Consider the following 15,344-nt stretch of genomic DNA (forward strand, 5'->3'; position numbering starts at 1 on the left):
ATTATTACTCAGTATTTTAAATTTATTTCTAACAATATGTGTTGCGGAATTAAGGGATTAAAGTTTGTTGTATAATGGCGCGTATGATGAGAAAGAGGAGGATATAATTCGATTGGTGCGTACCAAGCGGTATTTTTATAAATCATAAAATACCCTGTCGAAACCAAAACCATTATGGCATCGGCAGGGCATGATATCTGATGAGAAAGATAAAATTCGTATTAATCGATAAAACGTTTAATTATGTTTCCATACTCATCGATTCTTCGATCTCTTAAGAAAGGCCACCAGCGGCGAACATTTTCTGATCGGTTCAGGTCTATTTCGACAATGAGATTTTCTTCTTGACTGTCGGATGCCTGAGCTAAGAACTCACCTTGTGGTCCGGCGACGAAACTGCTTCCCCAGAACCGGATACCTCCGGTTTGACCTGATGGATCTGGCTCATAGCCTGTACGATTTACAGAAACTACGGGTAGTCCATTGGCTACCGCATGTCCTCGCTGCGATATGATCCATGCATCTCGCTGTCGATTTTTTTCATCTTCAGTATCACTGCTTTCCCAACCGATTGCAGTCGGATAGATAAGAATATCTGCTCCTTTTAGCGCCATAAGGCGGGCAGCTTCTGGATACCATTGATCCCAGCAAACCAATACTCCGAGTTTTCCTATTGATGTCTGTATCGGCTCAAAACCGAGATCTCCCGGAGTGAAATAGAATTTTTCATAATATGCCGGGTCATCGGGAATATGCATTTTTCTGTATTTTCCGGCAATATTCCCGTCTGTGTCGAATACGACTGCCGTATTGTGATATAATCCAGGAGCCCTTTTTTCAAATAAAGATGTGACCAGTACGATTTCAAGTGATCGTGCTATATCTCCGAAAAAACGGGTAGATGGGCCAGGAATGCTTTCGGCAAGGTCGAATAATCGAGTATCTTCTGTTTGACAAAAATAAAGGCTGTTATGCAATTCTTGTAATACAACGAGTTGAGCTCCTTTTGAAGCACAATCTTCTATATTGGCCTTTAACTGTTGCATATTTGCATGTATGTCATTTGTGTTGGACTGTTGAATAAGTCCGACTTTTATTTTTTTCTCCATAATATGCTTTTATTATTTTATTACGTTTTTCGGGTATTGCATGGTTACACAATGTAAAGATCCGTGCTGCTTGATTAAAGCACGGCAGTCTATCCCGATAATTTGACGTTCAGGAAAAGCTGTTGTCAATATTTCAGCAGTCCGGCTGTCATTTATCGGCTGGTTATAAGTTGGGTATAGAACAGCACCGTTTATGATTAAAAAATTAGCATACGTAGCAGGCAGCCTTTCATTGTCGAATACGATTTCATCAGCCATAGGTAAGGGCAAGAGTCTGAAAGGTCTGTTGTCTTGTGTCCGAAAGCTTTGCAGTTGTGACTCCATATCTTTTAATGCTTTATAATGATGGTCTTTCGGATCATTGCATTGTATATAAGCAATTGTATCATTCGGGCAAAATCGAGCTAATGTATCGATATGGCTGTCGGTATCGTCTCCTTCTAAAAAGCCATGGTCTAACCACAAGATTCGGGATATTCCCAAATTTTCTTTCAAATATTGTTCTATCTGATCTTTGTTCCATGCTCCGTTGCGGTTAGGAGATAACAAGCATTCGCTTGTAGTGAGCAAAGTTCCTTTTCCGTCCGATTCGATAGATCCTCCTTCGATAACGAAATTCAGACAATTTATATATTGGGCATTAAATAATTGGGACTGAAAAATTTCCCCGGTAATAAGATTGTCTTTATTAGCTGCGAATTTCAATCCCCAACCGTTGAATTTAAAGTCGATAATTCCTGCATTGCCGTTTTTATCCAGAATAGAAATTCCTCCATGATCTCGAGCCCAAGTATCGTTTGTTTCACATTCGAAAAAACGAATATTATCTGTATTTATTTTTTTGCAAATTTGTTTCTTTACATTTTCAACATCGGGTGCGACGATCAGAAGTTTTTCTCTTTTAGAAATTTCTTTAGCGATTTCTATAAAACAAGATTGGACTTCTTTTAACATATGTGCCCAATCTGTTCCCGCATGAGGCCATGTCAGTTGCACCCCCGATTGTTCTTCCCATTCGGCAGGTAAATAGAAATTTTGCTTCACTTTGTTTCTGTTTCTTTAGGTTTTCTGTCAAAAAAAGGATTTTTAGAAGATACACTGATCGGGATACCGATAATTTGATGGCATCCTTTCATCCAACCGATTCGCTGAGCAGCCCATCCGGCAGAAAACATTACTCTGCTGTCTACTCTTAGGTCGGATGCTTTTGAGCAAGCTGATCCGATAGCGATACCTACGTCCATAGAATTAATGGCACATGGTGTGTTTTGTGGTTTTTCCGCACATGTGGGAAAGCCGCAATACCCGCAATTTAGAGCCTGTTTTTGTTCTTTTGTTCCGATAAGTATCAAGGCATCGGCTGAAAGAATATTTTCCGAATCACGCATTAAAAACTTCAGACCGGTTTCTTCTGAAAGTTTTTTCATTTCTTGAGAAAGTATTTCTATTTCCCGTTCGGTAATCGTTATAATCTCGAGAATATCTATACCTTTCCCTTTAGGAGCGGTACGGGCAGCTGTCATTATCTGCTTGGCCGCATCCAGCATGTAAGACTGTCTCGATATCCTTTCGTCAATAATCATAATACTTTTATAGTTTTTAGGTATCGACAAAGGTAATGAAACTCTTTTGTAAAATGTAATTTTTATTTTTGCTTTTTTCAAATACGAAACAAAATGAAATTCTCATTTGTTTTTAGACAGGCTCTTAGTTTTAATTGAAATAAAACAAAAAATTGAGATTATTGTTTGACTTATACAAAAGACTAAAACTATATATGGTGAAATTGTGTTATTTGTGATAGAGATTTTCGAAAAAAAATTTTATATTTGAGAATCTTATGATACGGTTAACAAATTGAGAAATTGCTTAAACTCTTGTATTATGGATGGAGATATTGAAGAATTATTTGAAAGTTTGATTAAAAAATATCGTGAACAAGACGCCGCTTTTGATGAATTGAAATTGATGATGGATGAAGATGAAGAGTTAAAAAAATCATACGAAGAATGGTGTGCTGCTATGGGATGTTCCGAGAAAAAAGGTTTTGGAGTATTTTATCAAGAATATATAGAGGGTGATGATTCTATATGGGATAGTATATTCCCGAATAAAGAAGAATATGATGGATATGATAGCTGATTTAGACTATTGACCGATTAGGTCGGATAAATAAAGGCTGTATATTATCTTAATTATTATAGTAAAATCTATATAATTATTAATATACAGCTTTTGTGTAATAAAATAAATGAGAAGTGTGCTATTTTTGCATACGAAACTATGAAAAATCAAAATACTATGAAACGTAATTGGTGCATTCTTATCTTTTTATTTGGATTTAATCTCATTTGTTTTTCTCAAATTAGAAATGAAGTTTTGTTAAAGGAGGGATGGAAATTTACCCGAGACGATAATCCGGAGTTTGTCGATCCTGATTTTGACGATCGTGCATGGCAGCCTGTAGTCGTTCCTCATGATTGGGCTATATACGGTCCGTTCAGCTCTCAAAATGATAAGCAAAATGTAGCGATTACACAAGATGGGCAAAAGGAAGCGCTGGAACATGCCGGTAGGACTGGAGGTTTACCTTTTGTCGGAGTAGGCTGGTATAGAATCGAATTTGAACTTCCCGATTTCGCTCCAGATAGACAGTCTTTTATTTTATTCGATGGTGCAATGAGTCAGGCGAATGTTTATATTAATGGACAGAAAGTCGGAGAGTGGCCTAACGGCTACAATTCGTTTTATTTCAATATTTCTCCCTATTTGGTTTCAGGCAAGAAAAATGTATTGGCCGTTCGTTTAGAGAATTTACCGGAATCGTCCCGTTGGTATCCTGGGGCAGGGTTGTATCGAAATGTTCATATTATAACAACGTCAGATGCATACATTCCGATTTGGGGTACTTATATAACTACTCCGGTTATTCATAAAGATTTTGCAAAAGTTAATATCCGTACAAAAGTCTGTTTGCCGGAAAATGCTGATCCGGAACTTTATACGATAGAAACTATTATTTTTGATTCGTCGCATAAAGAAGTACAGAAAACAAAGACTTCGCTTACATCTTTACCGTATGGAGACATTTCACAAGAAATAATTATTAAGAATCCTGTTTTATGGTCTCCTGATCAGCCGGTTTTATATACAGCTAAGACTCTTTTATACGAAAGAAATATATTGAAAGACCAGTATGAGACTCCATTCGGAATTCGTTCGATAGAAATAATTCCGGAGAAAGGATTTTTTCTGAATGGAGAAAAGACTGTTTTTAAAGGCGTTTGCAATCATCATGATTTAGGTCCGTTAGGAGCAGCAGTGAATGATGCAGCTATTCGTCGTCAGATACGATTGTTAAAAGATATGGGATGTAATGCGATAAGAACTTCTCATAACATGCCGGCACCAGAATTAGTAAAAGCTTGTGATGAAATGGGCATGATGCTTATGGTAGAAAGTTTCGATGAATGGAATACACCTAAATGTAAAAACGGGTATAATCTTTTTTTTGATGAATGGGCGGAAAAAGATTTGGTAAATTTGATATGGCATTATCGCAATAATCCGAGTGTAGTTATGTGGTGCATTGGCAATGAAGTCCCTAATCAATGGACAGAAGGTGATTGTAAAATTGCTAAGTGGTTGCAGGACATTTGCCATCGGGAAGATCCGTCTCGCCCGGTAACTCAAGGTATGGATGCTCCTGATGCGGTAGTGAATAATAATTTCGCTGCAGTAATGGATGTTGCCGGATTTAATTATCGTCCTTTCCGTTATCAGATTAATTATAAAAAATTACCTCAGGGAATTATTTTAGGAAGTGAGACTGCTTCGACGGTCAGCTCTCGAGGTATATATAAATTTCCGGTAGAACGGAAAGCGATGCAGCGCTATGAAGACCATCAAAGTTCGTCTTATGATGTAGAGCATTGCGGTTGGTCTAACCTTCCGGAAGATGACTTTATACAACATGAAGATCTTCCTTATTGTATAGGAGAATTCGTTTGGACAGGTTTCGATTATTTGGGAGAACCGACTCCTTATTATACAGATTGGCCTAGCCATAGTTCTCTTTTCGGAATTATAGATTTGGCAGGTATTCCCAAAGACCGTTTTTATCTTTATCGGAGTCATTGGAATAGGGAAGAAGAGACTTTACATATATTGCCTCATTGGACGTGGAAAGGACGTGAGGGAGAAATCACGCCGGTATTTGTATATACTAATTATCCTTCGGCCGAATTATTCATTAATGGAAAGAGTCAGGGGAAAAGAACAAAAGACCTGAGTATCGGTATAGACAGTACTTATACAGATGCCGCTCAAAAAAGTTTCGAACGGCAGAAACGATATCGGTTAATGTGGATGGATACTCGTTATGAACCGGGAACGGTTAAAGTGGTTGCTTATGATAATGAAGGAAAAGCTGTTGCCGAAAAAGAAGTACATACGGCAGGGAAACCACACCATTTAGTGCTAACGGCAGATCGAGATCGTTTGGCGGCAGATGGAGAAGATCTATCTTTTATTAATGTAAAGGTTGTAGATAAAGATGGAAACTTATGTCCGGATGCTACGTCAAAAATTAAATTCAAGGTAAAAGGTGCTGGCGTTTTCCGTGCTGCGGCAAACGGTAATCCGGCAAGTCTCGAGTCATTTCAGAAACCGGAGATGAAACTTTTCAGCGGTCAGTTGACTGCAATTGTGCAAACAATATCGAAGGCCGGTACAATTATTTTTGAAGCATCATCACCCGGAATAAAAAGCGCGTCTATTAAGTTGATAAGCGAATAAAACTATAAATATTAAGAAGAAAAGTCTGGCTGAATAAAGTCAGACTTTTTTATGCTGGATATTATTATAATATTTTTTTTCTTATCTATTTCTAAACATTCGCCTTGTTAAACCGTTAAATATAGATCGGGAATTTAGAAACTGCGGTTAGATTATGAGTTTAAAAGAACAATATTTTAAGTATTCGATTATTATACTGATTCTGGGTTTGGGCATTGTTATTTTTTTCGAACTTATTCCTTTTTTAGGTGGTTTGTTAGGAGCATGCACTATATATACATTGATTAGAAATCAGATGAAACATCTTGTTGAAAAAAGAAAGATGAAACGTTCTATTGCCGCATTTCTTTTAATCATGGAAACCGTACTTTGTTTTTTGATCCCGATCTCTCTCGTTGTTTGGTTTTTGATAATGAAAGTGCAGCATATCAATCTTGATCCTCAGGTGGTACTTGCACCGGTAGAACAAATATCCGTATTGATAAAGCAAAAGATAGGTTATGATATTTTGAATACAGATAATTTAAAATCTGTAATATCATGGGCTCCTCAAGTCGGTCAGATGTTAATGGGAGGAATTACAAGTTTGGCACTGAATATTTTTGTTTTGATTTTTGTCCTTTATTTCATGTTATTGGGAAATGACAAAATGGAAAATTATATAATGGATATACTCCCTTTTACAGAAAAGAATAAATTGACAATTTTGCATGATGTAAATATGGTAGTAAAATCCAATGCCATAGGTATTCCTTTATTAGCTGTGATACAGGGAGCAGTAGCCATGTTGGGATATTATATATTCAATGTTCCCGACTTATTATTGTGGGGAATATTGACATGCTTTGCGACAGTGATTCCTATCATCGGTACGGCATTGATTTGGGTACCTTTAGTTATTTATTTTGCCATTATAGGAGATTGGTGGGATGCCGTAGGGTTATTGATTTATGCAGCACTTATTATTACACATGTCGATAATCTGATACGTTTTGTTATTCAGAAAAAAATGGCAGATATACATCCGTTGATAACAATATTTGGAGTTATTATAGGTCTTCCGTTATTTGGCTTTATGGGAGTTATTTTCGGTCCGCTATTGTTATCTATATTCCTCCTTTGTGCCGATATTTTTAAGCGTGAATATTTAGAGAATAACAATTCTTCTTCGAGAACACATATAAAGAGATTATAGACAAATCGTCCAGATGATTAAGAATTGGAAAAGAGAGGGCCTTTTGTTTCTATTTTTAAGTCTCTTTTCAGTCTGTTTATCCGTCTTTATTTGTCGGATGAACGATATTGGATATCGCAGCGGCCGATCCTATAACTCATTTGTAAGCAGTTTTACGAGTTTTTTTCAAAAAATCTGTGTTGCCATTCCGAGCCTTTGAGGATTTAGAGAATACCGTTCGTAAGTCTTCTATATATATGATCTGTTATTCTTTAATACTCGGATATACAAGATTTTTTTCTTCTATAATATCCAGAACCTCTTTCAAATATTTATCTGCTTCATATTTGGCCATCGGAAGATCGTGTAACAAGTAATTTCCACAATCTTGAGGTGCAGCTCCCGGAATTTTGCCTTCGAAGTCTCGTATAAACCGAAATGTTTCACGCATAAGTTCGACAATATCTTTTGATTCTAAATCTCCTTGTACCAAAAAATAATTTCCAGTACAGCATCCCATGGGTCCCCAAAATACGATTTTCTCTCCCCATATATTGTGGTTTCTTAAATAAGTTGCAGCCAGATGCTCGATTGTGTGTAAAGCTCCATATCCGAGTGCCGGTTCACGGTTCGGTTCTTTCATTCGTATATCGAATGTAGTTATCGTGTGATTTCCTATATAGTCTTTTCGTGAAACATAAATGCCGCGTAATAAATGGATATGATCTATTGTAAAGCTGGGTATTTTTTTCATAATTGTTTTTATAATATATCGATTAATTGTTTTATTATTTCGAATGATTTTTGAGGAGCTTCTTCCCAAAAGCGATTGTATTGAGTCGTATGGTCTTCTATTCCGGGAGTATCGCTGATGATGCGGAAACTCAAGAACGGTATTTTATTCATGTAACAAACATGTGCAATAGAAGCTGATTCCATATCTACAGCAAGACCGTTTGGAAAAGTAGCTTTTATTTTGTCTAATTCTTTACGGGTGGTAATAAATTGATCCCCGCTACATATTAGACCGCTGTATATTCGTGTTGACGTTTGTAGAGATAAGGCTTTTTCCAGCAGTTCGGGATCGGAATAGAAACGGGCGGGATATTCAGGAATTTGTCCAGGTTCGTTTTCTTCTCCGCACCATACATCGTGATAAACGATTTCTTTCCCGGTTACGATGTCAAAAACTTGGGTCGATATATCTATACCTCCGGCAACACCTGTATTCAATATACAGTCTGGATGATAATGATATATCATATTCAGAGTTCTTGTCGCAGAGCAGACTTTGCCTATGCCGCTTTGTGTTAAAATGAGAGTATGATTTCCTCGTTTTCCTATATAAAAAATTGCTCCTTCGTTCGATTCTTCCCGACAGTCGGTAAGCAAATCTTTTATACATGCTAATTCCGATAGCATGGCAACTATAATTCCTATTGTCATTTTTATTTTTATTTATCGGCAAATATACGATTTGTATGGGATAATATAAAATTGAAAGCGTGTCTCTCCCTAATAAATAGGATAAACACGCTTTTTATTGTCAATATTTATTGATCATTTCAACTGATCCGCAATTTTTCTACCGGCCTCCAATGCCTTAAGATTCATTTCTACTATATTCTCGCCTTTACGTCCGAATATGTCCCGTATTCCGGTTTCTATTTGTTCGTAGGGGATACCTAAAAATGGAGAAGCTGCACCTAACATGACTATATTGGCTGTTCTGGGCGAACCGCTTTCTTTTGCAATCGTATCTACGTCTAAAATGATTTTATGGGGCATTTTATTAATTTCTTTTATGACATCTTCCGGTTCTGGATAGTTCGGGATATTGATGAACGGTGTTGAATTAGTTACAATCCAACCGTCTTTGGCAAGATACGGAAGATAACGTAAAGCCTCCATCGGTTCGAGAGAAATGATGAGATCTGCTTTCCCTAAAGGAATTAGGTCTGATGCTATGGGTTTATCCGAAATACGTAAATTAGATTGTACGTCGCCTCCTCGTTGACTCATGCCGTGAACTTCAGCTTGTTTCATATATAGTCCGTTATGTATAGCGGCTTCACCGATTACTGCAGCGATAGATAGAATACCTTGACCGCCTACACCCGAAAGAATTATATCTGTTTTCATATTTGTCGGATTTTATTTTTGACGTTTTTTTCTACTTAAAGTCTGGATACATTCTCGACGAGGAATTAATACCGAAACACCCTTATATTCTATTTCTTCCCGTATAGTCCGTTCCATTTCTTCCATATTCTTTTTTAGAGGAATCAGTACGCGAATGTGTTCCGGAGCAACGCCTATACCTTTGCATATAGCCTCTATTTTCCCTGTTCCGGCAGAATCTTGTCCTCCGGTCATGGCAGTAGTTTCATTATCGGATATGACGATCGTGACGTTTGCATTTTCATTGACGCAGTCAAGTAATCCGGTAATTCCCGAGTGCGTGAATGTCGAGTCCCCGATTACGGCAATAGCCGGAAATAATCCTCCGTCAGCGGCACCTTTAGCCATAGTGATGGATGCTCCCATATCTACACATGAATGTATAGCTCTGAAAGGCGGTAACGCTCCTAATGTATAACATCCTATATCGCTGAATATCCGGGCATTTTTATATGTTTTGGCTACATTATTGAGCGCTTCATACATATCACGGTGTCCACATCCTTGACAAAGAGCTGGTGGACGCATGGCTACAATATTCGGTATTTCAAACTCTGCACCTGATTTCAGTCCTAAAGCTTTTGCTACACGATCGGGATTTAATTCTCCGTCACGATTCAGTGTTCCGTCAAGTTTCCCTTTTATTATTTTAGACGGAATAATACCTTTTATTTTTTCCTCAACGAATGCATACCCATCTTCCAAAACCAATATCTCATCACATGTGTCGAATAATTTTTGTAACATTTTCAACGGTAACGGATATTGAGATAGTTTGACAACCGGATAATCGCATCCCTCAGGGTAATTCTCCATTAAATAATTATAGGCTATACCGCAGGCGATGATTCCCATTTTTTTGTTCGGACCATCGATATAACGGTTGAAAGATGAGTTTTCAGACGCTTCTGTAAAGTCTTTTTGTTCGTTTAACAACATTCTGAAACGACGTCTGGAGTTTGCAGGTAATAAGATAAATTGTCCGGTATTATCAGGAAACGAAATCTCGTTTTGATCCTTTATTTTCAATGTTGTCGTTACACCTGCACGAGAATGTGCCAGTCGGGTGGTAATTCTCAATAACACCGGAATTTTGAATTTTTCAGATAGACCGAACCCTGCTGCCATCATGTCGTATGCTTCTTGTTGGTTGGAAGGCTCGAACATCGGAACAAATGCAAAGTTTCCATAAAAACGAGAATCTTGTTCATTTTGGGATGAATGCATGGACGGATCATCTGCCGCTACGACAATGAGTCCACCATTGACTCCGGTCATTCCGGCATTGATAAACGCATCGGCGGCAACGTTCATTCCGACATGTTTCATACAAACTAACGCCCGTTTACCTATATAAGACATACCCAAAGCTGCTTCCATAGCGGTTTTTTCATTCGTACACCAGCGGGTATGTATCGTATTGTTTTTTGCTTCAGGAGAAATTTGTATATATTCGGTTATTTCGGTAGAAGGAGTACCGGGATATGCATAAACTCCCGAAAGACCTGCATCGAGTGCGCCTTGGGCAATAGCTTCGTCTCCTAAAAATAGATGTTTGTTCATTCTTTTATACTTTGACGGTTATTAGACTTGTAAATTTATGTGTGTTTCTTTCAAAAAGATATCTGATAATCCTGTGAAGATTCTTTTTGTTATGATTTAGTTGCAAATATAAGAAAATATTTATCGAAATATTGTATTATCGGATGAATTTACATATTTTCGTAAATCATTCTGTGTTCGGAACAATGATATGTTTTTAGGAAAAGCAGAGTTTGTTTTGAATTTGGAACTTCAAGATTAAAATCTAAAAAATGTGATACTATGAAATTTAAAAGTTTAGCCTGTACCGGGATTTCTTTCTTTTCGTTATTGCAACCTATTGTGTCGTTGTCTGCAACTAAACAACCTAATATTCTTTTTTTTATGGTAGATGATATGGGATGGCAAGATACATCGGTGCCTTTTGCTGATGAAAAAACTCTTTTTAATAATTTATATGAAACTCCTAATATGGAGCGACTTGCAAGAATGGGTGTGAAGTTTACGAATGCTTATGCGGCATCGGTTAGCTCGCCTTCAAGATGCAGCCTTATGACGGGGGCGAATGTTTTGCAGCATAAAGTTTCGAACTGGACATTGCATTATGATACTCCTACCGATGGAAATAATGAATATTTTGATTTTGAGTGGAATTGGAATGGAATATGTCCGTCAAACGCTGTCGCTCAAAATTATTCCCACATGTTTTATGCTAAAATGTTACCCCAGATTCTGAAAGAAAACGGTTACCAGACTTATATTGTAGGTAAAGCCCATTTTGCTTCTCGAACAACCACGGCTGCTGATCCGTTGACTTGTGGTTTTGATGTCAATATAGGGGGACATGCAGCCGGAGCGATGGGGAGTTATTCAGGATGTCGGGGATATGGAGCTGATCGAGAAGATGCGGAGATATGGCAAGTACCGATGCCTAAGATAGATTATTATTGTAAAGAAAACATATTTCTTACCGAAGCTTTGACTATGGAGGCAAAAAAATTAGTAAATCGGGCATTAGAATCGGACCGCCCGTTTTTTATGTATTTATCTCATTATGCCGTTCATGCTCCGTTCGAGAAAGATATGCGTTTTTATGATAAGTATATAAAAAAGGGGATGTGCGATCGTGAAGCACAATATGCCTCTTTGATAGAAGGAATGGATAAAAGTTTAGGAGATATGATGGATTTATTTGAGGAAAAAGGGATTGCCGAAAGTACCATTATTATTTTCATGTCTGATAATGGAGGGTATTCTTCATCGTACCGTGAGCCGAACAGAAATGCTCCTTTACGGTCGGGAAAAGGTAGCCTTTATGAAGGAGGAATTCGAGAGCCGATGTTAATTTGTTGGCCGGGAGTAACTCAACCGAATAGTGTTAATCGCTCTAATGTGATTATCGAAGATTTTTTTCCAACGTTACTTGATATGGCGCAGATAAAAAATTATTCTGTTCCTCAGCGGGTTGATGGAGTCAGCATGGTAAAACTGTTGAGATCAGGAGCGGTAGAAAAAAACAGGGCACTTTATTTTCATTATCCGAACGATTGGGGAGAACGGGCAGATGATGCCGGACGTCCGGCAAGTGCTATTATAAAGGGAGATTGGAAGTTATTATTTGATTATGAAACACGATGCACAGAATTATATAATTTAGCGAATGATATCAGTGAAAAACATGATTTGAGTGAAAATCCTCTTTATGATAAAATAAAAGAGAACCTTTCTAAAGACCTAAGCAATCGTTTACGTGAAACAAAAGCCAATATGCCTGTTTACAAAGTTTCTGGTATACCGTGCGGTTATCCTGATGAATAGCTTATTTTAATATATTACGTTTGTTTAGGGCTTTATGATATTTTATCGCATTATTTTGGTGCTCTGCGTATGTTGTCGCAAAATTGTGCCGTCCTGAAAAATCTTCCTTGGCGCACATATATATAAACGGATGGTGACGATAATTCAGAACTGCTTTTATTGCGGCTTTTGAAGGAATGCGTATAGGACCGGGAGGTAATCCGGTATTTTTGTATGTGTTATATGGTGAGTTGACTGTTAGGTGTTCATGGAGAATACGCCGTATCGAAAAATCTCCTACTGCATATTTTACAGTGGGATCGGCTTGCAGAGGCATCCCTTTTTTTAAACGGTTTAAATATAGTCCGGCTACCATATTCATTTCGTCCGGAACTTTAGTTTCTTCTTCTACGATTGAAGCTAAAGTCGATACTTCGATCGGAGTGATACCGATTTGTGTTGCAAGCATTCTACGGTCATCAGTCCAGAACCTGTCATATTCTTGACGCATTTTTTCCATTAGTTTGCGAGGTGCAATGGTCCAGTAAACTTCATAGGAATCGGGAAGAAAAAGTACCGGTATCGTATATGTATCGAATCCCATGTCCGTACAAAAAGCCGAATCGTTTAATAATTCGAGGACTTCCTGTTTATCCATTTTTAGTTGTTTATCGATAGTCTCGGCAAGATCATCTTTCGTACGAATATTGTTAAAAGTAAATCTTATCGGAGTTTGGCTTCCGGTAGAGAGTTTACGATAAATACGGATTGCATTCATTTCCGGATCTATTCGATATGCTCCGGGTTTATTCCATGGAGTATATCCATTTAATTTAGAGAGTCGTCTTATTTTGTTGACATCACTTTTTTCTAAATATTTTTGAAGGTCTTCGCTAACACTATCGAGAGAACTGTTTTCATCGATGTATATAAAAAATGAAGTATCTGTGACTTTATCTAATACATACCGTTTGAATATAACACCGATACCGATAAGAAATATTGCAGCTACGGCTGTAATGATGTACAGAATATTTTTTTTAGATCCGGATGTTTTTTTTTTCTTCCGTCTTGATATCTTTGTTGCCATATTTATAAATTAAAAGGCATTTGTAAAATTTGAGAGCGTCGGCAAAGATAAGTATTTAATAGAAATGTTGTTTTTACTGATTGTAAAATAATATTAGAGTTCGTTCTAATAGATTGTTAAATTCTGTACAAACGTTCTTGGGAAAACTGTTTTTGGGGATTTTATTGTTAAGATAAGGAGTGTAGCGGGTTGTGTTATGTATAGAGACGGAGATACCTACCGAAGAGAAACTTAAAGAATTTTTATCGGAAAATTTAAACAGATTCTTACTAACAGTGATTAAGGTATGAATAGCCGTAATTTATGTACTTTTTAAATTCACAAATCAAAGTATTTTTGTTTCGAAAATGAATATAGATGTATGAAAATCTTGAAAAAAAGTAAGATTGCTATGGTGATATTGGTAGTATTGGCGGTTATTATAGTATTGTTTGCTCTTGTTTGTTTGTTCCTTAATCAACCGAGCTTTGGACGATTACCGCGAGGGGAACGATTGGTTAGGATTGAACGTTCTCCTAATTTTAAGGACGGAGAGTTTAAAAATGAATGTGTAACTCCGATGTTGACGAATGATGAAAATCGGATTAAGAGTTTTATAAATTTTCTTTTTAAGAAAGATCCGGGACTGAGACCGGATGCGGCATTGCAGGTCGTCAAATCAGATATTCGGCATATAAAGAGAGATTCGGATTTTTTGATTTGGTTTGGACATTCTTCCTATTTCATGCAGTTAGAAGGAAAACGAATACTTGTCGATCCGGTTTTCTATGTCGCGTCTCCTGTTTCGTTTATCAATAAACCTTTTAAAGGAACTGATGTCTATTATCCTGAAGATATGCCGGATATCGATTATTTAATTATAACACATGATCATTGGGATCATTTAGACTATAAAACGATTGTTGAATTGAGGCCTCGCATTGGGAAAGTCATTTGTGCTTTAGGTGTCGGAGAACATTTTGAATATTGGAAATTTGATAAAAAGAAGATCGTAGAGCTCGATTGGAATGAGAATGAATCTCTCGATCCCGGGTTGACAGTCCATTGTTTGCCTGCCCGCCATTTTTCGGGGCGGGGACTTACTCCGAATCGAACGTTATGGGCTTCATTTTTATTGGAAACTCCTTCTCAAAAAATTTATATAGGAGGAGACGGTGGATATGATTCGCGTTTTGAAGTTATAGGTGAACGTTTCCCGGATATAGATCTTGCGATTTTGGAAAATGGGCAATATAGTGATGATTGGAAATATATTCATTTAATGCCGCAATATATGTCTCGTGCGGCAAAAGATTTAAAAGCAAAAAAAATATTGACTGTACACCATTCTAAATATGCGTTATCGAAGCATCGTTGGGACGAGCCGTTGAAAAATGCTCGAAATATGCAAGCAGATTCATTGGATGTTTTGATACCTCGTATCGGAGAAGTTGTAAATTGGCATGAGTGATTTATATACTGGCTCTTAGTAGTACTGTTTAATGACTTGTTTTGAATTATCTATATGAACAGAGTGTAAATATGCTTATAAAATAATGTCGGGATATTTGAATATTTTAAAGATTTGACCCATCTTCGCACTCGAAAATAGAACCAATGAGCGTTTTGTAATCCTCATCGGAGGCAAGTGAATGCCGGATAAGATGACTGGGTA

The 15,344-nt window shown here is 37.3% G+C and carries 13 protein-coding genes; 5 read left to right on the top strand and 8 right to left on the bottom strand.

Annotated features, from left to right (window positions below):
• Window positions 1-221: 221 nt before the first annotated feature.
• The 3 genes from AC0UMU_RS05975 to AC0UMU_RS05985 are packed head-to-tail and all read right to left on the bottom strand — an operon-like array spanning window position 222 to window position 2,692.
• A complete protein-coding gene (locus AC0UMU_RS05975) occupies window positions 222-1,109 on the bottom strand; it encodes a carbon-nitrogen hydrolase (protein WP_122338308.1) in 888 nt (295 codons plus the stop codon).
• 12 nt (window positions 1,110-1,121) lie between these two features.
• A complete protein-coding gene (locus tag AC0UMU_RS05980) occupies window positions 1,122-2,153 on the bottom strand; it encodes an agmatine deiminase family protein (RefSeq protein ID WP_278714031.1) in 1,032 nt (343 codons plus the stop codon).
• On the bottom strand, window positions 2,150-2,692 hold the full coding sequence (locus AC0UMU_RS05985) for a ferredoxin domain-containing protein (protein WP_278714033.1): 543 nt from the start codon (window positions 2,690-2,692) through the stop codon (window positions 2,150-2,152). Before AC0UMU_RS05985 ends, AC0UMU_RS05980 begins: the two co-directional genes overlap by 4 nt.
• Before the next feature lie 301 nt (window positions 2,693-2,993).
• Here AC0UMU_RS05985 and AC0UMU_RS05990 point away from each other — a divergent pair, with 301 nt between their 5' ends.
• The 3 genes from AC0UMU_RS05990 (at window position 2,994) to AC0UMU_RS06000 (ending at window position 7,101) form a co-directional block, all read left to right on the top strand.
• On the top strand, window positions 2,994-3,251 hold the full coding sequence (locus tag AC0UMU_RS05990) for a hypothetical protein (RefSeq protein ID WP_009316879.1): 258 nt from the start codon (window positions 2,994-2,996) through the stop codon (window positions 3,249-3,251).
• A 159-nt stretch (window positions 3,252-3,410) separates the two neighbouring features.
• Window positions 3,411-5,906 (top strand): beta-galactosidase GalB, encoded by a 2,496-nt coding sequence (galB, locus tag AC0UMU_RS05995; protein WP_278714036.1) that lies wholly within the window; start codon window positions 3,411-3,413, stop codon window positions 5,904-5,906.
• A 154-nt stretch (window positions 5,907-6,060) separates the two neighbouring features.
• Window positions 6,061-7,101 (top strand): AI-2E family transporter, encoded by a 1,041-nt coding sequence (locus AC0UMU_RS06000; RefSeq protein WP_022389713.1) that lies wholly within the window; start codon window positions 6,061-6,063, stop codon window positions 7,099-7,101.
• Between the two features lie 244 nt (window positions 7,102-7,345).
• On the opposite strand, the gene AC0UMU_RS06005 is transcribed toward AC0UMU_RS06000, so the two are convergent.
• From AC0UMU_RS06005 to AC0UMU_RS06020, 4 genes are all read right to left on the bottom strand, one after another.
• A complete protein-coding gene (locus tag AC0UMU_RS06005; RefSeq protein WP_022599355.1) occupies window positions 7,346-7,834 on the bottom strand; it encodes an S-ribosylhomocysteine lyase in 489 nt (162 codons plus the stop codon).
• 8 nt (window positions 7,835-7,842) lie between these two features.
• Window positions 7,843-8,526, bottom strand: coding sequence for a 5'-methylthioadenosine/adenosylhomocysteine nucleosidase (locus AC0UMU_RS06010; RefSeq protein ID WP_122338310.1), 684 nt, complete (start codon window positions 8,524-8,526; stop codon window positions 7,843-7,845).
• A gap of 114 nt (window positions 8,527-8,640) precedes the next feature.
• Window positions 8,641-9,222 (bottom strand): indolepyruvate oxidoreductase subunit beta, encoded by a 582-nt coding sequence (locus AC0UMU_RS06015; RefSeq protein WP_122338311.1) that lies wholly within the window; start codon window positions 9,220-9,222, stop codon window positions 8,641-8,643.
• A gap of 12 nt (window positions 9,223-9,234) precedes the next feature.
• On the bottom strand, window positions 9,235-10,824 hold the full coding sequence (locus AC0UMU_RS06020; RefSeq protein WP_278714041.1) for a thiamine pyrophosphate-dependent enzyme: 1,590 nt from the start codon (window positions 10,822-10,824) through the stop codon (window positions 9,235-9,237).
• Between the two features lie 261 nt (window positions 10,825-11,085).
• Between AC0UMU_RS06020 and AC0UMU_RS06025 the strand changes: the two genes are divergently transcribed.
• Window positions 11,086-12,621 (top strand): sulfatase, encoded by a 1,536-nt coding sequence (locus AC0UMU_RS06025; protein ID WP_278714043.1) that lies wholly within the window; start codon window positions 11,086-11,088, stop codon window positions 12,619-12,621.
• Window position 12,622: 1 nt separating this feature from the next.
• Here the strand turns inward: AC0UMU_RS06025 and mltG are convergent, their stop codons facing one another.
• Entirely contained in the window at window positions 12,623-13,690 is a 1,068-nt protein-coding gene (gene mltG, locus AC0UMU_RS06030; RefSeq protein ID WP_022389711.1) for an endolytic transglycosylase MltG, read from the bottom strand.
• Between the two features lie 361 nt (window positions 13,691-14,051).
• On the opposite strand from mltG, the gene AC0UMU_RS06035 reads away from it, so the two are divergent.
• Entirely contained in the window at window positions 14,052-15,140 is a 1,089-nt protein-coding gene (locus AC0UMU_RS06035; protein WP_278714046.1) for an MBL fold metallo-hydrolase, read from the top strand.
• Window positions 15,141-15,344 lie beyond the last annotated feature (204 nt).

This window comes from Coprobacter fastidiosus, assembly GCF_982245605.1.